The organism is Hymenobacter gummosus, from assembly GCF_003970915.1.
In the GTDB taxonomy this organism is placed as follows: domain Bacteria; phylum Bacteroidota; class Bacteroidia; order Cytophagales; family Hymenobacteraceae; genus Solirubrum; species Solirubrum gummosum.
On record NZ_RXOF01000005.1, the window covers coordinates 71,548 to 92,832 of the forward strand.

The following is a 21,285-nucleotide window of genomic DNA, read 5'->3' on the forward strand; positions in this document are numbered from 1 at the left end:
GTTGATAACCCGCCCTCCGCCTATGCGCCACCTCTACCCGCTCGTTTCCCTGCTGCTGGCCGCCCCGGCCGCCCTGGCCCAGACTTCGCCCAGCATCGACCGCACCGACATGCCCGTCATCGGCGACACGCTGCGGCTGAGCGTGGCCGCGCCCGTACTGCCCACTTCCGCCCCGCCCCTGACGCGCCGCGGCGCCAACCAGACCTGGAACTACAGCGCCCTGACGCCCCTGCGCCAGCGGGTGGAAAGCTACCGCAACATCAACACCACCGCCCCGCTGCTGCAGTTCACCTTCGGGCCGCTGGGCGGGGTCAACCGGGCCACGCTGGTGTCGCCGCAGACGCTGCCCGGCAACCTGCCCGTCCCGATTTCCGACGCGGTGGAGTTCTACAACCTGAGCAACGCCGACTTCCGCTCGGTGGGCTTCGGGGCCACCGTCGGCGGCATCGGCCTGCCGGCCACTTACCAGAGCCAGGCCCTGCAGGACATCATCTACCGCTTTCCCGTCAGCTTCAGCTCCCCGGCCGATTCGAGCAACTCCTACTTCCAGATCAGCGTGCCGGGCACGGGCTTCCTCTCGCAGCGGCGCAAGCGCGTGAACCGCGTCGACGGCTGGGGTACGCTCGTCACGCCCTTCGGCACCTTCCAGACGGTGCGGGTGGTGACGCGCATCCAGGACCACGACAGCGTGGCCGTGGGCACCGGGGCCGGCACTGGCCAGACGCTGCCGGTGCGCCGGGAGTACAAGTGGCTGGCCAAGACCATTCACGTGCCGGTGCTGACGATTACCACCAACCTGGTGGGCGGGCAGGAAGTGGTAACCAACGTGGAGTACCGCGACATCTACCGCCGCCTGCAGCTGCCCACCGCCACGGCCGCCGCCCAAGCCACCCCGCTGGCCGCCTGGCCTACCGCCGCCCCGGCTGGTACCGCCGCGCAGCTCCAGCTGCCCGCCGCCGCCGACGTGACGGTGACCGACCTCACCGGCCGCCTGCTGGGCCGCTTCCGCCAGCCCGCTGGCGTGTCGGTGCTACCGCTCAGCCCGCGCTGGCAGGGCACTTTGCTGCTGCGCGTGCAACCCGCCGGCGCTGCTACGGCCGTGGGCAGGGTGGTGCGCTACTAGGCCCTGACCGGCGGGGCCGCTGCGCCAGCAGGCGGGCCGCTGCCCGGCCGGGCGTGCGCCACCGGGGGCGACAGCTGCCGGCCCGACGGCCCCGAGCACTGATTGCCGGTAAGCAAGGGCGTGGAGGAGCGCCGACTGCCCGGTGCGTTGGCTGGGGGGGGCCGCAGGGGGTGGTGCCTGGTGCTACCGGCTACCATGCATCGGACTGGCTTCTTTGAGCAGATTTCGCGCGTCCCCGGCCGCCCGGGCAGCAGCCCGGGCGGCCGGCTTGCTTATAGTCTATGCACTTGGAAATATTACATATATTGAGAAGCTCTTTCGGCTGACCCTAGCGCCTGGAGGCACGAAGCTCAACCATATTCGCCAGCTAAACGGGCCGCACCGATTCCACCCAACCCCGAAAAAGCCAATACCATGAAAACCTTTGCTGCCTTGCTGCTGCTGGTCGCGCCCGTAGCCCGCGCGCAGGTGGGGGTGGGTACCCGCACGCCTCACCCCTCAGCTGCCCTGGAAGTGGCTAGTCCCACCGCCAACCAGGGCCTGCTCCCGCCGCGCCTGACCACGGCCCAGCGTGCGGCCATCAGCAGCCCGGCCGCCGGCCTGCTTATCTTCAACACCACCACCGGCTGCCTGGAGGTGTACAACGGCACCGGATGGCAAAGTCTGTGCGGCGCGGGTGCGGCGGCCGGCTTCGGGCGCGGCTCGCTGAACTGCGCCGGGCCGCTGGCCGGCGCCTACGCCCCCGGCACGGCCCTGACGGCGGCCAACACCAAGCAGGTGAACGTGACGGTGAGCAGCGCCGGCCCCTGGACGGCCAGCACCGATCAGCAGAACGGCGTGAGCTTTGCGGGGCAGGGTACGCTGGCGCCCGGCGAGGCCTCGCTCATGCTCACGGCCTCGGGCATGCCCGCCGGCAGCGGCACCTTCAACTACACCCTTAGCAGCCCCAGCCTGCCCGCGGGCGAAACCTGCACCTTCACGGTAAGCTACCCCAGCAATGCGGTGGGCTTCACGGGCTTCGACTGCAACCCCGGCGCGGCGGCGCGCGGCACCTACACCGTGGGCCGGCCCGTGACCAACGGCCGCAAGTTTATGGCCGTGAGCGTGAGCACGCCCGGGGCCTACAGCTTCACCACCAACACCGTCAACGGGTTGTACTTCGCGGCCAGCGGCACGTTTACGGGTACGGGCTGGCAGGGCCTGGATCTGCAAGCCGTGGGCACCCCGCAGGCGGCCGTGCCCGCCACCTATACGCTGGCGCTGGCGGCCGGCAATACCTGCTCGTTTACCTTGGCCGCGCCCGCGCCGGCGCCTACCACCTACACCAACCCGCTGGTGAGCGGCGGCGGCCCCGACCCCTGGGTGCTGCAGAAAGACGGCTACTACTATTACCTGGCCACCAACAACCAGAACGTGACCATCACCCGCACCGAGCGCATGAGCGAGGTTAGCAGCGGGCAGTGGGCCACCGTGTGGACCAAGCCCGCCACGGGGCTGAACTCTTCCTCGCTGTGGGCCCCGGAGCTGCACTTTCTCGACGGCAAGTGGTACGTGTACTACACGGCCGGGGCGGGCGCCGACGGCTACCTGCACCTGCGCGTGCTCGAAAACGCTGGCCCCGACCCGCTCATCGGCACCTGGACCGACAAGGGCCAGATCATCATTCCGAACGGCGACATGTGGGCCATCGACGGGACGGTGTTTGAGCAGAACGGCAACCGCTACCTGGTGTGGTCGGGCCGGGAGGGCGACCCGACGCGCATTTCCCAGCGCATCTACATCGGCCAGCTAAGCAACCCCTGGACGCTCACGGGCAGCTATACCGAGCTGAGCCGGCCCCAGTACCCCTGGGAAGCGCAGAAGTGGGACGTGAACGAGGGCCCGGAAATCATTCAGCACGGCAGCAAAACCTTTCTCACGTTTTCCGGCAGCTCTTATTGCCACGACGGCTACTCCCTGGGCCTGCTCTGGTGCACCCGCACGGCCGACCCGCTGCTGGCCGCCTCCTGGACCAAGCTGCCCAACCCCGTGTTCAGCCAGCTAGCCAGCAGCAACGTGTACGGCCCCGGCCACAACGGCTTTTTTACCTCGCGTGATGGCTCGGAAAACTGGCTGATTTACCACGCCCGCGTGCAGCCCAACCTGGACTGCCCCGGCAACCGCTACCCCATGATGCAGAAGTTTACCTGGGACGCCAGCGGCCTGCCCGTGTTCGGCCAGCCGGTGCCCACCAACACCCCGCTGCCGCGCCCAGCCGGCGAATAAGCCGGGGCAGCGGAACACCTGCGCCCCGCCCAACGTTGCTGTAGACTGCGCCCGCCGGCCGCGTACCTTTGCCCGGCGCGTTTCACCTTCCGCATTCATGGCATCGACTTCCTCCGCCAAATCCAACGGCCAGGCCAAAAAGGCCGCCGATAAAACCGACAAGAAAACGGGGGCTACCACCGTAGCCACGCTTTCGGCCGCGGCCCCGCCCGCCGAAAGCCCCGCCAACCCCGCCGCCGCGGCCCACAAGCTGGTGCTGCGCACCCTGCGCCGCTCCGACTACAAGGCCGTGCGCGACATCATGGACCAAGTGTACTCCAACATGGAGGGCGCCTGGGAGCAGGACGAGTACAACAACCTGCTCAAGAAATTCCCCGAGGGCCAGATCTGCATCGAGGACAACGGCCGCGTGGTGGCCGCCGCCCTGGCCATCATCGTGCAGTACAGCGACTTCGGCGACCGGCACACCTACGCCAAGATTACCGGCAACGGCAAGTTCAACACCCACAACCCCGACGGCGACACGCTCTACGGCGTCGACGTGTTCGTGGACCCGGAGTACCGCAACCTGCGCCTGGGCCGCCGCCTCTACGACGCGCGCAAGGAGCTATGCGAAAACCTGAACCTGCGCGCCATGGTGGCCGGCGGCCGCATCCCCGGCTACGCCAAGTACGCCGACGAAATGACCCCGCAGAAGTACGTGGAGATGGTGCGCAACAAGGAGCTGACCGACCCCATCCTCACCTTCCAGCTGGCCAACGACTTCTACGTCCGCAAGATGATTCGGGGCTACCTGCCCTACGACGGTGACTCCAAGGCCTACGCCACCCTGCTGGAGTGGATCAACGTGTACTACGACGAGGACTCCGAGAAGCTCATCGGCAACCAGAAGTCCAACGTGCGCATCGGCATCGTGCAGTGGCAGATGCGGGCCACCAAGAGCCTGGAGGACCTGTTTCAGCAGATCGAGTTCTTCGTCGACACCGTCTCGGGCTACAAGGCCGACTGCGTGCTGTTCCCGGAGTTCTACAACGCCCCGCTGATGGCCCTGACCAACGAGGACTCGCCCTCGGTGGCCATCCGCGCCATGGCCGCCTTCACCGAGCCGCTCAAGGCCAAGTTCATGGAGCTGGCCGTGAGCTACAACATCAACATCGTGGCCGGCTCCATGCCGCTCTACGAGGACGGCAAGCTGCACAACGTGGCCTACCTCTGCCGCCGCGACGGCACCGTGGACGAGCAGTACAAGCTGCACGTGACGCCCGACGAGGCCTCGTACTGGGGCATGCGCGGCGGCAACAAGCTGCAGTGCTTCAACACGGACTTCGGCAAAATCGGCATCCTGATCTGCTACGACGTGGAATTCCCGGAACTCTCGCGCATGCTGTCGGACGAGGGTATGAAGATTCTGTTCGTGCCGTTCTGGACCGACACCAAGAACGCCTACCAGCGCGTGCGCCTCTGCGCCCAGGCCCGGGCCATCGAGAACGAGTGCTACGTGGCCATTACCGGCTCGGTGGGCAACCTGCCGCGCGTCGAGAACATGGACATTCAGTACTCGCAGAGTGCGGTGTTCAGCCCCTCCGACTTCGCCTTCCCCCACGACGCCATCGTGGCCGAGGCTACGCCCAACACCGAGATGACGCTCATTGCCGACCTCGACCTGGATTTGCTCAAGGACCTGAACACCTCCGGGGCCGTGCGCAACCTGCGCGACCGGCGCAAGGACCTGTATTCGGTGAGCTGGGTGAAGAAAACCGAGCGCGACGACGAGCTGCTGGCCCAGGGCGAAGACCGCACCGCTGGCCGCATCGGCCGCAAAAACAAGCTGCAGCACACGGCGGGGTAATTCCGGCCCCGGCTGCTTAGTGGAGTGCCACCCAAACCGTAGTTTTGGGTGGCACTTCGTTTTTACCCCTATTTTCTGATGCGCTATCAAACAATAGCCCTGTTGCTGGGCCTGCTGGTTCCGGCCGCCGTGCGGGCGCAAAGCGCTCCGCCCGCGCTCAAGCCGGGCAACAACAAGTACGAGCGCGGCCAGCTGCGCGAGGGGCGGCCGGTGGGCCGCTGGGAGTATTTTGATGAGGACGGCCGGCCCGAGCTGACCTTCGACTACGACTCCAGCCGCATCGTGTTCGTGCAGCCCGACACCGGCCGCTACTGGCTGCAAACGGCCAGCGGCTGGCAGCTGCTGCGCCCGGCCCGCCCCCCGCGCCTGCTGGGCAGCCGCGGCCGCGACATGTACCGGCTGGGCACCACCATGCGCTACCCCATTCAGGCCTTGCGCGAGCGGCGCCAGGGCAGCGTGCTGATTACCTTCGTCGTTGGCCCCGACGGCCAGCCCCGGGACTTTCTGGTGGAGCGCAGCCTCTCGCCCGAGTGCGACCGGGAAGCGTGGCGGGTGCTGAGCCAGAACTTCGACTACTGGATTCCGGCCGTGCACCTGGGCCGGCCGGTGGCGGCCAAGTTCTACATGCAGTTCACGTTTCGCATCGGCCAGGCCGCGCTGCCGCCGGCCCCACCCCCGGCGCCCGAGTACGGCCACTTCCTCGGCGAGCTGGTCATAGCGGCCCACGGCTCGCGCTGAGTTCCGGCCGGGGGCTTGTTCCGCAGCTATTTTCGGCGCCGCCGCGGTAAGTAGCACTGATGTGTTGTATTTTTAAGGACCAATGCGGCGGGTTGTTTCACCCGGCGTCCATTCCGATCATTCCTTTTCCCCGAATTATCCTGCCCGTGAGGAAAACCTCTACCCGCCAACGGCTGGGCCTGCTCGCGCTGGGCCTGCTGCTGCCCTTCGCTCCGCTGCACGCCCAATCGGCCCCCGACCAGGGCGCCTACCAGCAAGCCCTGCAGACCCGCTCGCAGTGGGCCGGCCCCGGCTTCTCGGCCGACGACATGCGCCTGAGCAGCGCCTACGCCGAAGCCAACGGCCTGCAGCACGTGTACGTGCAGCAGGTGCACCGCGGCATTCCGGTGTACAATCAGATCCTATCCCTCGCCTTTAAAGGTGGCCGCCTGGCTTCCCACGCCGGCGTTTTCGTGCCCAGCAAGCAGCTGGCCGACCTGGCCGTGGCCCCCGGCGTACCCGCCGCCACGGCCGTGCGCAAGGCCCTGCAGCACCTCGACGCCAGCCACGCCGCCGATGCTTCGCTCGTCAGCAATGAAGGGGGCGCCGAAGCCCGGCAGACCTTCGCCGCCCCCGGCGTCGCGCGCCGCGACATCGAGGCGCGCCTGGTGTGGGCCACCGACACCGGCCGCCCGCGCCTGGCCTGGAACGTGAACGTGGACTTGCGCCACGTGGAAAACTGGGCCAACGTGCGCATCGACGCCGCCAGCGGGGCCATCATCGGGCAGGACAGCTGGACGGCCGACGTGGCCACCGACGCCTGCGCCGAGACGCACCTGGCGGCCCCGGCCGCGGCGCCGGCCCGTAACCCCTACGCCGCGGCTTACCTGCCGCCGCCCCCGCCCAGCGCCGGCACGGCCGCCTACCTGGTGCTGCCCTACCCCAGCCTGAGCCCCAACCACGCCAGCCTGCGCCTGGAAACCGACCCGTGGCTGAAAGCCGGCGCCGGCAACAACGCCACCACCCACGGCTGGCACTACGACGGCACTACCGACTACCTCACCACCCGCGGCAACAACGTGTCGGCCTACGACGACGCGGCCAACCAGAACGCGCCCGGCAACTTCGCCACTTCGCAGACGGCCTCCCCGGCGCTGAGCTTCAACTTCACGCCGGACTTCAACAGTGCCCCGAGCACGGTGGCCAACCGCAACGCGGCCGTGGTGAACCTGTTCTACTGGAACAACATCATCCACGACGTCCTCTACCAGTTCGGCTTTACCGAGGCGGCCGGCAACTTCCAGGCCGACAACCTCGGCCGCGGCGGCCGCGGCAACGACTACGTGCGCGCCGAAGCCCAGGACGGGGCCGGCACCAACAACGCCAACTTCAGCACCCCGCCCGACGGCAGCAGCGGCCGCATGCAGATGTTCCTGTGGAACAGCGCCGCCCCCGCGCCCCTGGTCGTGACCTCGCCGGCTGCCATTGCCGGCTCGTACACCATGGTGGAGGGCAACCTCAGCGCCAACAACAAGCTCAGCGTGCTGGGCCCGGTGTCGGGCGAAATCGTGCGCTACGTGGACGCGGGCAGCAGCCCGGCCACCAACCTGGCCTGCACCACGCCGGCCAACGTGCTGACCGGCAAAATCGCGCTGATTACCCGTGGCGGGGCCTGCGGCTTCGCGGCCCAGGTGAAAAACGCCCAGACCGCCGGCGCCATCGGCGTGGTGGTAGCCAATAACCTGACCGGCAACCCGATAACGATGACCGGCAGCGACAATACCATCACCATCCCGGCCGTGATGGTGTCGCGCACCGACGCGTTGCGCATCACCAACCAGCTGGACTTCGGCACGCCGGTGCAGGTGACGCTGTCGCGCGTGCGGCCCCAGCTCGACGGCGACTTCGACAACGGCATCGTGGTGCACGAGTACGGCCACGGCGTGTCGAACCGCCTGACCGGCGGCACGGCCTCGGCCAGCTGCCTGGGCAACGTGGAGCAGGGCGGCGAAGGCTGGAGCGACTACCTCTCGCTGATGCTGAACACCGACTGGAGCACCGCCCAGCTGACCGATGGCCCCCTGGCCCGGCCCATGGGCACCTACGCCGCCGGCCAGGCCAACACCGGCCGCGGTATCCGCCGCTACCCCTACTCCACCTCGCTGAGCGTGCAGCCGCTGACCTACGCCAACGTGGCCGCCAACCCGCAGGTGCACGCCATCGGTGAAATCTGGTGCGCCACGCTCTGGGACATGACCTGGGCCATCATTGAGCAGCAGAACCGCATCGAGCCCAACCTGTACAACGGCGCCAGCACCGGCGGCAACACCGTGGCCCTGCAGCTGGTAATGCAAGGCATGAAGCTGCAGCCCTGCCAGCCCGGCTTCCTCGACGCGCGCGACGCCATCCTGCGGGCCGACTCCCTGCTCTACAACGGGCAGTACCACTGCACCATCTGGCGCGCCTTTGCCCGCCGCGGCATGGGCTACAGCGCCGTGCAGGGCTCCTCGAACAGCGGCACCGACCAGGTAGCCGCCTCCGACATGCCCCCGCCCGTAACGCTGCAGAAAACCGCCACCCTGCTGAGCGGCAGCACCTTCGACGTGACGCTGCGCGCCAACTGCAACTGCGCCGTGCCCGGCACGCCCTACACGCTCACCACCGAGCTGCCCGCGGGCCTGCAGCACGTACCCGGCTCGGGGGGCACGCTGGTCGGCAACAAAGTGACTTTCTCCAACCTGACCTTTACCGCCAACGGGCAGGTGCAGACGCTACGCTTCCGGGCCGCCGCGGCTCCGGGCTCCCTCTGCCCCATCCTGATGCCTGTAGACGACAACCAGGACGGCAGCACGCTGGGCAGCTTCAGCAGCCAGGCCCTCACCGGCACCATCAATACCTGGAACCCCAGCTCGGTGCTGGCTTACAGCCCCACCCGCGCCTGGCGGGCCATTCCGCCCACCGTGCCCGCCGACTTCGTGCTGACCTCGGCGCCGTTTACGCCCACGGGCCTGTCCACGCTCTCGTTCTACCACTACTTCAACACGGAAGGCGGCTTCGACGGCGGCACCGTGGAGCTGTCGACCGACAACGGCGCGACCTGGCTTGATGCCGGTCCGTACTTCGTGGCCAACGGCTACAACAGCACCTTCGACGCCACCACCACGGCGCCGAACCAGGGCTGCTTCTCGGGCCGCGGCGTAACGGGCCCCACCAACACCTTTATCCGCACGCTGGTAAACCTGAGCAGCTTTGCCGGTACGCCGCTGCGCCTGCGCTTCCGCATGCGCACCGACCAGGGCAGCCCCGCCACCTTCGAGGGCTGGTTTATCGACGACATCCAGGTGATGAACGGCTGCGGCGGCCGGCAGCTGGTGGAGCTGCGCGACGGCGCTGGCGCCCTGGCCGGCTCGGGCAGCATCATTACCTACCTGGTAGGGCCGCTGGCCCAGCACGGCGCCCAGGCGGCCCAACTGCAGCTTTCGGCTCAGCCCAACCCCTTCGGTGCCGCCGGCCTGCAGCTCACGCTGACGGCCCCGACGGCCCCCGGCACGCTCACGCTCAGCCTCTACGACGTAGCCGGCCGCGTGCTGCTGCGCCGCCCGGCCGAGCGCCTGAGCAGCGGCAGCAGCTCCCTGCGCTGGCCCGAAACGGCCCAGCTGCCCGCCGGCCTCTACCTGGTGCGCGCCCAGCTCGCTGACGGCAGCAGCACCGTGCTGCGCGTGGTAAAAGAGTAAATGGTAACGGGTACTTCGTAGTCGATATTAGGTACCTAACCTGCCCACAAAAAAAGCCCGCTGAGTTATCAGCGGGCTTTTTTGTGCTATCCACTTAGAAGTGGGCAATGCCGGCGCGGCAAAGCAGGCGTCGTCAATGGTCAGATTACCCAATCCCGACTACCCGCTACCAAGTACCGGTCTAGCTTTCCTGGCCGTGGTGGGGATTGGCGGGCTCGTTGGTATCCCAGTTGCGGGTGCCGCTCTGGCGGAACCGGTCGTCGCCGTGGTGGGTCTGGTCGGGGGCGGGCTGGTCTTCCTGGCCGTAGCGCGGCTCGAAGCCTTCCGGCGCGGTGCTGGCTGCAGCGCCTTCGGGCTTGCCGAACTCGCCGTAGTTGGGGCTTTTCGGGCCGTGGCCGATGGTGGCCGGGCCGGTTTGGCCTTCTTCGGGGTGTTTTTTCAGCGCGTCTTTACCGCGCTGCTGGTTCTCGGGGTTGTCGGCGTGGAGGCCGTGAAATTCGTCGGGGTTTTGGCGGAAGCTCGATTCGTTGTTCATGGGGCGTAGGCCGGGCGGAATGCGCCTCTCCCGGCCCTAAGCAGTACGCAGGCCCCGGACGGAAGTTAGACGGCCCCGGCAGCGCCGAAATTACTCTCGCGCTACCGGGGCCGCAGCCGGGCTCCCGCTTCCTGGGCGCCTGCAGCGCCCCGCGGATTATGTTTGCGCCTTACCGGGCGGCTTCTTGGGCGGCCAGGTGGCCGTAATCGCGCAGCACCACCAGCAGGAACTCGTGGTCGGGCATGGCCGTGCGGATGCCGGTGAGCGTGCGCACGCGCTCGGCCACGTCGGCGAGGATGTGGTAGGCGCCGCGCTGCTCGCTCTGCGTCACCAGCTCCTGAATCAGGCGCACGTCGTGGTCGGCCAGGTTGGCGACTTCCGGGAAGGTCACGCGGTAGTGCGGGTCGTGGTCGGAGCCGAACAGCATGGGGTTGGCGGCCACTTCGCGGCGCTTCACGCGCACCACGGCGGTACCGGCGGCCATATCGCCGAGGCGCTGCCCGCGGCCCCCGCCCAGGATGCAGGCCATGGCCACGACTCCGTACATCAGGCTTACGTCGACGAGGCGCAGCACCCAGCGCAGCAGGTACTGGGTGAAGCGCGGGGGCGCGCCGTTGAGGCTGATGACGCGAATCTGCATGGCGCGCTTGCCGATGGTCTGGCCGTGGAAAAAGACCTCGCACAGCAAATCGTACAGGAACCAGGGCAGGGCAATCAGGGCCATAGCCAGCACGAAGGAGGCATTTTCGTAGCCCCGGTCGCCCAGCTTCAGCCAGGCAAACAGCACCAGCGACCAAAGAATGGCCCAGCCAATGACCACCACCCCGTCGATAAGGGTGGCGGCAATCCGCTCCCCGACGGAAGCGGTTTCGTACTCCAGCGTAACGTTTTGGGTAGTCGGGATGCGTAACAGGGCCATACCGGGCGCGGAAAGAATTGCAGAATCCTGTCAAAATTACCATCTTCCGGGCACGTTTTGCGCCCACTTTTATCCGCCGGGCGTTTTTCTATGCGCGAAGCAGTATTCATCCGCCGCAACCAGGAGCGGTGGCATTCCTACGAGCACGAGCCCGCGGCCACACCCGACGAGGTAGCGGAGCGGTTTGTGGCCCTCACCGACGATTTGGCCTACGCCCGGACCTTCTACCCCGACTCGCCCGTCACCCAGCACCTCAACCAGCTGGCCAGCCGCTTCCACGAGCAGTTGTACCGGCGGCCGATGGCGCAGAAAAAGCGCCTGGGTTACTTCTGGCTGACGGAGCTGCCCCTGCTGATGGCCCGGCACTGGAAACCCATGCTCACGGCGCTGGTGCTGTTTGGGCTCTTCACCGGGCTGGGCGTGCTGTCGACGGCCGAAGACGACACCTTCGTGCGGCTGATTCTGGGCGACGGGTACGTGAACATGACCCTGGAGAACATCAAGCGCGGCCGCCCTACCGACGTGTACGGCAACTCCTCCGAGCTGCAGATGTTCCTCTACATTGCCCTGAACAACGTGCGCGTGGCCCTGGCCACCTTCGCGCTGGGCACGGTGGGCGGGGCGGGCACCCTGTACATGCTGTTTCGCAACTCGGTGATGCTGGGCGCCTTTCAGTACATGTTCGTGGAGCAGGGCGTGGGCATCCGCTCGGCCCTGGCCATCTGGGTGCACGGCACCATCGAAATCAGCACGCTGGTGCTGGCCTCGGGGGCCGGGCTGGTACTGGGCAACGGCCTGCTGTTCCCCGGCAGCTACCCCCGGGCCGAGGCCCTGCGCCGCGCCGCCCAGGACGGCATGAAGCTCATGGCCGGCCTGATTCCGCTTATCATCCTGGCCGCCTTCCTGGAGGGCTTCGTTACGCGCTGGGCCCAGCGCCACCCGCTGAGCGTGGGGCTGCCCTGCATTCTGCTCTCGGCGGCGCTCATCGTGGGCTACTTCGTGGTGTACCCCTGGTGGCTGCACCGCCGGGCCGCCCGCCAGGGCTACGCCCTGCCCGACGCCGACGCGGAAGCTCCCTAATCAGCGCACCATGGCCGATTTTGCCGCCCCCCTGAGCGCCCCCGCCGCCCCGCCCGCCCCCGCCTTCGACCACCCGGCCGACTTCTACCAAGTGCGCGACTTTGGGCAGAAGTGGGAGGCCGCGGCTCAGCTGCTGCGCCGCCACGGCCGGCCGCTGCTGCTGGCCCTGCTCTGCTTCGTGCTGCCGCTGCTGCTGCTGAGCCTTATTGTTCAGACCTACGGAGTCAGTTTCCTCAAAAACTGGACAGATAACCCACAACCCGTTAGCTCCTTCAGCCGGGCCACTTGGATGTATATGGGCGTGGCCTACGCCGGGCTGGCCTTGCGCTTGCTGGCCGGCACCCTGGCCACCAGTCTGGTGTACGGACTGCTGCGCCAGCTGCTGGCCGCCGCCGAAGCCAGGGAGCCCGTGCAACCCAGCGTACGGGACATCTGGCGCGCCGCGCCGCTGGGCCGCTACCTGCTACAAAGCCTGGGGGCCAGCCTATTGCTGATGCTGGGCTTGCTATTGCTGCTGTTTCCGGGGCTGTACGTGCTGGCCGCCTCCGTTCTGCTGCCGGGCGTGCTCAGCTTCGAGCGGCGCGGGCTGGGGCGGGCTTTCGAGCTGATGAAAGGCGCCTCCTGGTCGACGCTAGGGGTGGCGCTGATTCCCATCGGCGTCAGCCTGGCGTTTCTGTGGCTGCCCCAGCTGCTGATTTCCCGGCTCGTCGGCCAGGAGGTGCTGCCTACCTCGCCGCTGTGGGTGTACGGGCTGCGCGCTGCCCTGGTGCTGGTGGAGTTGGTGTTGCACCCCGCCATCGATGTGATGCAAGGCTTTCACTACTTCAGCCTCGTGGAAGCCCGGGAAAGCACCGGCCTGGCCTGGCGCGCCCTGATTCTGGGCCAGCAGCCGGCGCCCCCCGCCCCTACGCCCGACGATTCGCGCTACGTTCCGCTCTACTAATCCGACTCTTTTCTTCTTCTCCACCGGCCTTCCCTGATGGAAACTCCCCGCCCCGTATACCAGTACCAGCCCGAGACGCAGTACAGCTTCACCACGCCCCAGGAGTTTTACCGCCTGCGCGACTTCGGCCAGAAGTTCGAGGCCACCATTGCCTTCGTGCGCAAGCACGGGCTGAACATGTACCGCGTGCTGCTGATACCGGCCCTGCTGGCGGTGGTGCCCATGCTGGCCGTGAGCCTGTTTCAGATTCTGAACCGGCCGACCCAGGTCGACCCGGGCGACTGGCGGGCGGTGCTGGCCTCTTCGGGGCCGGGCTTGGGCGCCGTTATAATTCTGAGCCTGACGGTGTACATGGTGCTGTACGCCATGTTCTACAGCTTCGTGAAGCTGCGCATGTACCAGCCCGACCCCACTGCCAAGCTCACGCCGCAGGAGGTATGGGCCCACGCCCGCGGCTACGTGCTGCCTTTGATGGGCTACGCCTTCGTGGCCGTGGTGCTGGTGCTGCTGGCCATGATGTTTCTGTTTCTGCCCGGCATCTACGTGGGCGTGGTGTTTAGCATGCTGCTGCCAATAGTAGTGTTCGAAGACGCCGGCCTGGGCCGGAGCATCAGCCGCAGCTTCTCCCTGATGAGCGGCAAGTGGTGGTCGACGTTCGGCCTGATTGTCGTCGGCAGCATGGCCCTGGGCATCATCACCGTTCCGCTTTCCTTGTTCAGCCAGGGCGCCGCCGTGGCGGTGGTGGCCGGGGGCGGCTTCGCCAGCAAGGTGGCACTGGCCGTGGCCCAGCTGGTACAGCTGGTGGTGCAGCTGCTGCTGGCCCCGCTCTTCAACCTGCTGCTGCTGTTCCAATATTTCAACCTGGTGGAGCGCCGCGACCATGTGAGCCTGCAGTGGCGGGCCGAGCAGCTGGGCCAGACGCCCGCCGCCGCCCAAGCCGCCGCTGCTCCCGACGACAACCTGTTCCGCCCCAGCTACGGCGACCAATCCCTCTGATGCGCTTCCGCTCCGTTTTTTTCCGGCGCCTCGGACCTTGGCTGATGGCGGCCCTGCTGCTGACTGGCCCGGCCGAGGCCCAGCAGGCGCCCACCTCGGTGCAGCGCCGGGTGGTGGCCGCGGCCAAAGCTGCCCGGGCCCGCAGCGGCAAGGCCAAGGCCCTGCGCCCCATCCCGCCCGGGCCCAACCCGGCCGCCGTGCGCGAGTTCGGCGCCGCTGAGCTGCGCCGCCTGCGCCAGGACGATGACTTGCAGTACCAAGAGGCGCCCCCGGCCGACAACCCGCTGGCCCGCTGGTGGCGGCGGCTGATGCAGAAGCTGTTCGGCAAGGTTTTCTCCGGCGAATCGGCCATCTACTGGAAAATCCTGGGCTACGGCCTGGCCCTGACGGCGCTGGTGCTGGTCATCATGCAGCTGCTGGGCCTGCAGCCCGGCGAGTGGCTGCGCGGCCGCAACCGCCGCGTGGCCGTGCCCTACGACGTGACCGAGGACAACGTGCACGAGGCCACCCTGCCCGAGCGCCTGCGCCAGGCCGAGGAAGCCGGGCAGTGGCGCCTGGCCACGCGCCTGGGCTACCTGCTGGTGCTCAAGGGCCTCACCGACGTAGGCCTGATTGACTGGCGCCCCGAAAAAACCAATCACCACTACGACGCCGAGCTGCGGCAGCGCGCCCCGCGCCGGGCCGCCACCTTCGGCACGCTCACCTGGCAGTTTGAGTACGTGTGGTACGGCGAGTTTCCGCTTACGGCCGCCCAGTACGAGCAAATCCGGGCCGAGCGCCGCGCCTTTCTCACTGACCTTGCCACCAACCGCGCCGCCTGATGCTCCGCTCCATTCGCTGGCCCCTCGGGGTACTGGCCGTGCTGACCGTCGTCTGGGTGCTGGTAGCCCTGAATGCGCCCAAGGAAATCGACTGGGCGCCCACCTACCGCAACGACTACAAGAACCCGCTCGACACCTACGCCCTGTTCCGGCTGCTGCCCACCACGGCGGGCAGCGCGGTGAATACCACCCGCCAGTCGCCCTACGAGGTGCTGGAGGATTCCACCGACGCCCCGGCCACCTATTTTTTCCTCTCGAACGGGTTTCGGCCCGGCCCGGCCGACGCCCGCGCCCTGCACCGCTACATGCGGCGCGGCGGCACGGTGTGGGTGGCGGCTTCGTCCATTGAGCTGCCCGACGGCCAGGACAGCCTCTGGCAGCTGCCTTCCCTCGACCCCTTGGGCTACCTGGGCTTGCGCCCCACCGATACGTTCACCTTCCGCCTGACGGCGCCCCTGCTGCGCAGCCGCCAGGCCCGCATGCCCGGCCGGGCCAACTACGACTTCTTCGACCGGGACTCGCTCGGGCAGCTGGTGTTTGCCACCGGCCCCGACTCCACCCAGCCGCTGCGCGGCGCCGTGGTGCTGGCCTCCGACCACGAGCAGCACCCGGTGCTGGTGCGCCTGCCCATGGGCCGCGGGCAGCTGCTGTGGTGCTCGGCGCCTTACCTGCTGAGCAACTACGGCGTGCTGCACCGCCAGAACGCCCGCTTCGCCGCCGGCATGCTGTCGTATCTGCCCGCCGGACCGCTGCTCTGGGACGAGTTCTACAAGCAAGGCCGCGGCGGCGACGATTCGTCCCTTCGGGTGGTGATGAACAGCCCGGCCCTGCGCTGGGCCTGGTACACGCTGCTGCTGGGCGGGCTGCTGTTTGCGCTGCTCGGGGCGCGGCGGCGGCAGCGCCCGGTGCCCACCATCCGGCCCCTGCCCAATACCAGCCTGTTGTTTGCCCGCACCGTGGCCGGCCTCTACCGCCGCGGCCGCAACCACCAGCCCCTGGCCGCCCTGCGCATCCGCCTGTTCTTCGACTACCTGCGCACCCGCTTCCAGGAGCCCGTGCCCGCCTCGATTGACGCCGACTACCCGCGCCGCCTCAGCCTGCGCACCGGCATTCCGCAGCCCGAAGTAACCACGCTGCTGGCCCGCCTGCACGGCTACCTCGACGCCGAGTTTGTGGCCGAAACCGAGCTGCACGAGCTGCAACGCCTGCTGGACGCGTTCCGAAAGCGGGCGGAAAGCTGAAGCACGGATTTGTGCGGATTTTTCGGATTTGGCTCCGCCTTCCTGCGGTTCACGGATTCTGTAGACGATTCAACCGACGGTGCGGGCGGTAGCCATTGACAGCAACGCGACGCAAGAAGGAGCCGCTAAGCCGTCCTAATAGTAGCACCGCCGACAGAGGCCACCTACGATAACCAGCCAGTCAACCCTCTACTTACTGCCTTTTACCTTGTTGCCTGACCGTCCGCCTACTCGCGGCTGAATTGCAGGCTTCTTCTCTTCGCATGGAACCTACTACTCCCGACCACACCCCCGATACCAATCCGCAGCCCCGCTACCCGCAGGGCTCCGCCGACGCCGCGGCTTCGGCCCTCAGCCCGGATGCCGACGCGGCGCCGGCTCCGCAGCCGGCCTCGTCCAACGACACCCTCGGCCTGGGCCAGCGCACTGATTTGCGCCAGCTGGCCGGCGCTACCGAGGCCGTGCGCCGCGAGGTGGGCCGCGTACTGGTCGGCCAGGGCAACCTGGTAGAGCTGCTGCTGGTAGCCCTGCTGGCCGATGGCCACGTGCTGCTCGAAGGCGTGCCCGGCGTGGCCAAGACGCTTACCGCCAAGCTGCTCGCCCGCACCCTCGACGTGCCCTTCGGCCGCATCCAGTTTACCCCCGATCTGATGCCCTCCGACGTGCTCGGCACCTCGGTGTACGTGCCCGCCCGCGGCGCCTTCGAGTTCCGCCAGGGCCCCATCTTCTCCAACATCGTCCTCATCGACGAAATCAACCGCGCCCCGGCCAAGACGCAGTCGGCCCTGTTTGAGGTGATGGAGGAGCGCCACGTCACCTACGACGGCGTGACCTACGCGCTGGAAGCACCCTTCCTGGTGCTGGCCACTCAGAACCCGGTGGAGCAGGAAGGCACCTATCGCCTGCCCGAAGCCCAGCTCGACCGATTCCTCTTCAAAGTGCTGGTGCCCTACCCCACCGAGGCCGAGGAAGTGCTTATCCTGCAGGGCCACCACAGTGGCCCCGGCGGCCTGCCCCTCGAAGACGTGAAGCCGGTGCTGTCGGCCCCGCAGCTGAAGGAGCTGCGCCAGCAGGTGCAGAAGCAACACGTGGAGCCCCGCCTGTTCGAGTACGTAGCCAAGCTTGTCGGCCTTACGCGCACGCACAAGTCGCTGTACCTAGGCGCCTCGCCCCGCGCTTCGCTGGCTTTGCTGAACGGCGCCAAGGCCCTGGCCGCCCTGCGCGGCCGCGACTTCGTGACGCCCGAGGACGTGCAGCAGCTGGCCGCCCCGGTGCTGCGCCACCGCATTCAGCTCACCCCCGAGCGTGAGCTGGAAGGCCTCGGCCCCGACGACGTGGTGCGCCAGCTCATCCAGCAGGTGGAAGTACCTCGTTAGGTGACTGGTGACCCGTAACACGTGACATGCTTTTGGAACTGACAAGTAACAGGTGACAGGTTTATGCCTGCGCCTGGCTGCCCGTACACTCACTGACCAGTCACGTGTCAACCGTTACCTCACCTATACCTGTCACGTGTTACGTGTCACTCAATTATGAAAGAGTTTTTCCGCGCCCTGCTGCTGCCGCCGCGCCTGTTTGTGGCGCTGGCGGTGGTGATGGTGCTACTGATTACGGCCCACTTCTGGCGGGTGCTGCTGGCCCCGGCCCAGGTGCTGGCGTTGCTGCTGGCCCTGCTCACGCTGCTCGACGCGGTGCTGCTGTTCGGGCTGGGCCAGCGCGGCGGGGTGTTTGCGCGCCGCGTGATGAGCCGCCGCCTCTCCAACGGCGACGACAACGACATCCAGATCATCCTCGAAAACCGCTACCCCTTCCGCGCCCGCCTCGACGTGGTCGACGACGTGCCGGTGCAGTTTCAGCGCCGCGACCTGCTGTTTCCGGTGCCGCTGGGCGCCGGGCTCACCACCACGCTGCGCTACCAGCTGCGCCCCACCCGCCGGGGCGAGTACGTGTTCGGGCAGACCAACGTGCTCGTCCGCTCCCCGCTGGGGCTGGTGCAGCGCCGCTTCCGCTTCGGCGATAAGGACGAAGTGGCGGCCGTGTACCCGTCGTTTCTGCAGATGCGGCGCTACGAGCTGCTGGCCCTCTCGAACCGGCTGACGGAGGTGGGCGTGAAGCGCATCCGCCGCATCGGGCAGAGCCTGGAGTTCGACCACATCCGCCCCTACGCCCTCGGCGACGACCCACGCAGCATCAACTGGAAAGCCACCGCCCGCCGCCCCGGCGACGACAACCTGCTGGTGAACCACTTCGAGGACGAGCGCGCCCAGCAGGTGTACTGCGTCATCGACAAGGGCCGGGTGATGCGCATGCCCTTCGCCCAGCTGGCCCTGCTCGACTACGCCATCAACGCCTCCTTGGTGCTCAGCAACATTGCCCTGCTCAAGCACGACCGGGCCGGCCTCATCACCTTCGCTCACGAGCCCGGCGACGTGGTGCCCGCCGACCGCCGCCGCGGACAGCTGCCGCGCCTGCTCGAAGTGCTGTACCGCCAGCAGACGCGCTTTCTGGAATCAGACTACGAGCGGCTGGCGGCGCTGGTGCAGCGGCAGGTAAAGCAGCGCAGCCTGCTGGTCTTGTTCACCAACTTCGAGAGCCTGCACGGCCTGCAGCGCCAATTGCCCTACCTGCGCCGCCTCGCCGCCCGCCACCTGCTGCTGGTGGTGTTCTTCGAAAACACCGAGTTGCGCAGCGTGCTGGAAACGCCCGCCGAAACCACCGACGACCTGTACGTGCAGACCGTAGCCGACAAAATCGGGCAGGACAAGCGCCGCATGGTGCTGGAGCTGCAGCGCTACGGCATCCACGCCCTGCTCACCGCCCCCCAGAACCTGACGGCCAATACCATCAACCGCTACCTGGAATTCAAGGCGCGGGGGCTGATATAGGTTACAAAAACGTCATCCTGAGCGCAGCGAAGGACCTTCCTCGAACCCCGCACCGCCGCTGACTACGAAGTACAGAAGTAATTGCCCAGAACGATAAAAGCGCCGCCCCCAATAACCTGATGTTGGGGGCGGCGCTTTTTGACGGCGTGAAGAACTTGATGCCCTGCACCTTCACATTGGCACTGGCGGCGGTGCGAGGTTCGAGGAAGGTCCTTGGCTGCGCCTTCCTTCGGTTCGCTCTGCTCAGGATGACAGCCGATTTACCTGCTCCTACTTCTCAAACGCCTCCACGCGCAGCTCGTCGATGAGGATGCCCTGGGGACTGTCGCCGTTCCAGAGGGCCACGCGCACGTTGTCGTAGGTTTCGCCCTTGGGCGCCTGCAAATCGAGGTAGACCTCGGCGGGCCAGTCCTGGTCGACCACGCGCTGCAGGCGGATGACGCGCTCCTTCACCTTCTCGTCGCCGCGGCGGAAGCTGACGATGAGCTGGGTCATCTTCCACACGTCCCACTCCTTCTGCACGCAGCGGGCCCGGCAGCGCACGCGTACCCACGGCACCTCCTCCGGCTTCACATTCACGCGGTACTCGGGGCTGCTCTGGTGGTCTTTGTCGAGCAGCAGGGAGCAGCGGCCCTGCAGGGCGGGCCGGCCGCAGCCCGCGCCGCCGGTGGTATCCTGCTCGAAGTCGGTGTGCCACAGCTCGCGCACGTTTTTGCGGCCCGAGTCGTCCACCAGCTGGTCACCGTTGTCGAGCATCCAGCGCGTCGGCACCGGCACGGCGTTGCGCAGCGCCACGGCCCAGAAGTACTCCTTATTCATGTCGCCGGCGGCCAGCAGCCCGCTGCCGCGGTGGGCCTGGTGGGTGAGCCAGAGGTTGTAGTAGATGCCGAAGGCCAGGAACGCGGCGAAGGCCACCGTCCAGCTGCGCCGGGCCAGCACCCACTGCAGGGCCGCCGCCAGCGGCCAGGCCAGCACGGCGTAGCCCTGCACCAGCGCCCGGGCGCCCAACGAGCCGCCGTACCACCAGATGTCCCAGGCGAAGGTGACGTAGATGAACAGCACGGTAAACGCCAGCATGGCCCAGAACGCCTCGGGCGCCCGGCGCCGTAGCGGGCCGAAACCCAGCAGCGGCAGTACCAACAATGGGGAATAAATCAGCCAGCCGCTGCGGAAGCTGAAGATGCCATCCCATAGGTGGGGACGCAGCCAGCTAAAGCCCTGATCCTCGTAGCTATACACCAGCCAGCGGCCCGTCACGTAGTGCCAGTACAGCAGCTGCAGGCTGCCCACCGCCCCGGTGGCCAGCACGGCCACCAGCAGCTTGGGCCAGTGCTGCCGCCAGAAGCTCAGCCGCTCCACGAGTACCGCCCGCCGGGGTGCCAGGCCCCACAGAATGGGCAGCAGCACGGCCAGGATGTCGGTAGGGCGCGTGAGGGCCATCAGCCCGCACAGCAGGCCGATGCCCAGGGCCCGCAGCAGCGTGGGCCGGCGGTAAAAGGCGGGCGTGACGAGCAGCAGCGCGGCGTAGAGCGTGAACAGCCAGCTGTGGGTCATGGCCGCGTCGATGGCGGCGTAGTTGAGGTAGTTGGAGCCCAGCGTGAGCACCACCAGGGTGAGGGCCGTGGCCGTTTCGCCGAAGCGGCGGCGCAGGGCCAGCCACACCAGCCACAGGCCCAGCACGGCCATCAGCTCGCAGCCCAGCTGCAGGCTGAGCTGGTAAGGGGCCGAAAAGCCGTCGGCGGGGTAGCCCAAAGCCTTGGCGGCGAGGTGGCCGGCCACGAAGAAGGGCAGGCTCTGCACGGCCAGGCCCACCGGGTACTTCATCACCCGGTTGCCGCTGAGCGAGTCGAGGTGGGCCTGGTTCTGGCCGGGGTCGGGGTTGTACTTCCGGGTGACTTCGGGCAGAAAGCCGACCTGCTTCAAATCGTGGTAGATAAAGGCGGCCGGCAGGTACATGTAGTAGCCCGAGGCATCCCAGCTGATGAGGGCTTCGGTCTGGGGCTTGTTCCACTTGGGATAGTACACGAACGAGGTCAGCAGCACGAAGGCCGAGCAGAACAGCAGCGTCCAGAAGGAAAGAGAGTTGCGCAGAGGCATCAGCGGAGAAGAATAAGCCGGCGGAATGGCCCGGCAAATTATTCCAAAATCCGCCAGTTGGCCCCGCGGCCGGCGCGAAA

The 21,285-nt window shown here is 67.5% G+C and carries 15 protein-coding genes; 12 read left to right on the forward strand and 3 right to left on the reverse strand.

Annotation, left to right across the window (positions count from 1 at the left end):
• The first annotated feature begins 22 nt into the window (after nucleotides 1–22).
• The 5 genes from EJV47_RS10370 to EJV47_RS10390 all read left to right on the forward strand — a co-directional run bounded on the left by EJV47_RS10370 (nucleotide 23) and on the right by EJV47_RS10390 (nucleotide 9,688).
• A complete protein-coding gene (locus EJV47_RS10370) occupies nucleotides 23–1,123 on the forward strand; it encodes a hypothetical protein (RefSeq protein ID WP_126693089.1) in 1,101 nt (366 codons plus the stop codon).
• A 414-nt stretch (nucleotides 1,124–1,537) separates the two neighbouring features.
• A complete protein-coding gene (locus tag EJV47_RS10375; protein ID WP_126693090.1) occupies nucleotides 1,538–3,388 on the forward strand; it encodes a glycoside hydrolase family 43 protein in 1,851 nt (616 codons plus the stop codon).
• Between the two features lie 97 nt (nucleotides 3,389–3,485).
• On the forward strand, nucleotides 3,486–5,237 hold the full coding sequence (locus EJV47_RS10380) for a bifunctional GNAT family N-acetyltransferase/carbon-nitrogen hydrolase family protein (protein ID WP_126693091.1): 1,752 nt from the start codon (nucleotides 3,486–3,488) through the stop codon (nucleotides 5,235–5,237).
• A gap of 78 nt (nucleotides 5,238–5,315) precedes the next feature.
• The gene (locus tag EJV47_RS10385) at nucleotides 5,316–5,975 is read left to right on the forward strand and encodes an energy transducer TonB (RefSeq protein ID WP_126693092.1); all 660 of its coding nucleotides are present in this window, start codon (nucleotides 5,316–5,318) and stop codon (nucleotides 5,973–5,975) included.
• A gap of 146 nt (nucleotides 5,976–6,121) precedes the next feature.
• On the forward strand, nucleotides 6,122–9,688 hold the full coding sequence (locus EJV47_RS10390) for a M36 family metallopeptidase (protein WP_165903690.1): 3,567 nt from the start codon (nucleotides 6,122–6,124) through the stop codon (nucleotides 9,686–9,688).
• A 181-nt stretch (nucleotides 9,689–9,869) separates the two neighbouring features.
• Here the strand turns inward: EJV47_RS10390 and EJV47_RS10395 are convergent, their stop codons facing one another.
• A complete protein-coding gene (locus EJV47_RS10395) occupies nucleotides 9,870–10,223 on the reverse strand; it encodes a hypothetical protein (protein ID WP_126693094.1) in 354 nt (117 codons plus the stop codon).
• A 169-nt stretch (nucleotides 10,224–10,392) separates the two neighbouring features.
• Nucleotides 10,393–11,142, reverse strand: a complete 750-nt coding sequence (locus tag EJV47_RS10400; protein ID WP_126693095.1) for an RDD family protein — start codon at nucleotides 11,140–11,142, stop codon at nucleotides 10,393–10,395.
• Between the two features lie 90 nt (nucleotides 11,143–11,232).
• On the opposite strand from EJV47_RS10400, the gene EJV47_RS10405 reads away from it, so the two are divergent.
• From EJV47_RS10405 to EJV47_RS10435, 7 genes are all read left to right on the forward strand, one after another.
• Nucleotides 11,233–12,222, forward strand: coding sequence for a stage II sporulation protein M (locus tag EJV47_RS10405; RefSeq protein WP_126693096.1), 990 nt, complete (start codon nucleotides 11,233–11,235; stop codon nucleotides 12,220–12,222).
• A 10-nt stretch (nucleotides 12,223–12,232) separates the two neighbouring features.
• Complete coding sequence (locus EJV47_RS10410; RefSeq protein ID WP_126693097.1) at nucleotides 12,233–13,165, forward strand: hypothetical protein; 933 nt, start codon at nucleotides 12,233–12,235, stop codon at nucleotides 13,163–13,165.
• A 36-nt stretch (nucleotides 13,166–13,201) separates the two neighbouring features.
• Nucleotides 13,202–14,161, forward strand: a complete 960-nt coding sequence (locus EJV47_RS10415) for a hypothetical protein (protein ID WP_126693098.1) — start codon at nucleotides 13,202–13,204, stop codon at nucleotides 14,159–14,161.
• Nucleotides 14,161–14,982, forward strand: a complete 822-nt coding sequence (locus EJV47_RS10420) for a DUF4129 domain-containing protein (protein WP_126693099.1) — start codon at nucleotides 14,161–14,163, stop codon at nucleotides 14,980–14,982. Before EJV47_RS10415 ends, EJV47_RS10420 begins: the two co-directional genes overlap by 1 nt.
• The gene (locus EJV47_RS10425; RefSeq protein WP_126693100.1) at nucleotides 14,982–16,223 is read left to right on the forward strand and encodes a DUF4350 domain-containing protein; all 1,242 of its coding nucleotides are present in this window, start codon (nucleotides 14,982–14,984) and stop codon (nucleotides 16,221–16,223) included. Before EJV47_RS10420 ends, EJV47_RS10425 begins: the two co-directional genes overlap by 1 nt.
• Before the next feature lie 263 nt (nucleotides 16,224–16,486).
• Nucleotides 16,487–17,599 (forward strand): AAA family ATPase, encoded by a 1,113-nt coding sequence (locus tag EJV47_RS10430; protein WP_126693101.1) that lies wholly within the window; start codon nucleotides 16,487–16,489, stop codon nucleotides 17,597–17,599.
• Between the two features lie 156 nt (nucleotides 17,600–17,755).
• Nucleotides 17,756–19,108, forward strand: coding sequence for a DUF58 domain-containing protein (locus EJV47_RS10435; RefSeq protein WP_126693102.1), 1,353 nt, complete (start codon nucleotides 17,756–17,758; stop codon nucleotides 19,106–19,108).
• 270 nt (nucleotides 19,109–19,378) lie between these two features.
• Here EJV47_RS10435 and EJV47_RS10440 read toward each other — a convergent pair whose 3' ends face one another.
• On the reverse strand, nucleotides 19,379–21,205 hold the full coding sequence (locus EJV47_RS10440) for an ArnT family glycosyltransferase (RefSeq protein ID WP_126693103.1): 1,827 nt from the start codon (nucleotides 21,203–21,205) through the stop codon (nucleotides 19,379–19,381).
• Nucleotides 21,206–21,285 lie beyond the last annotated feature (80 nt).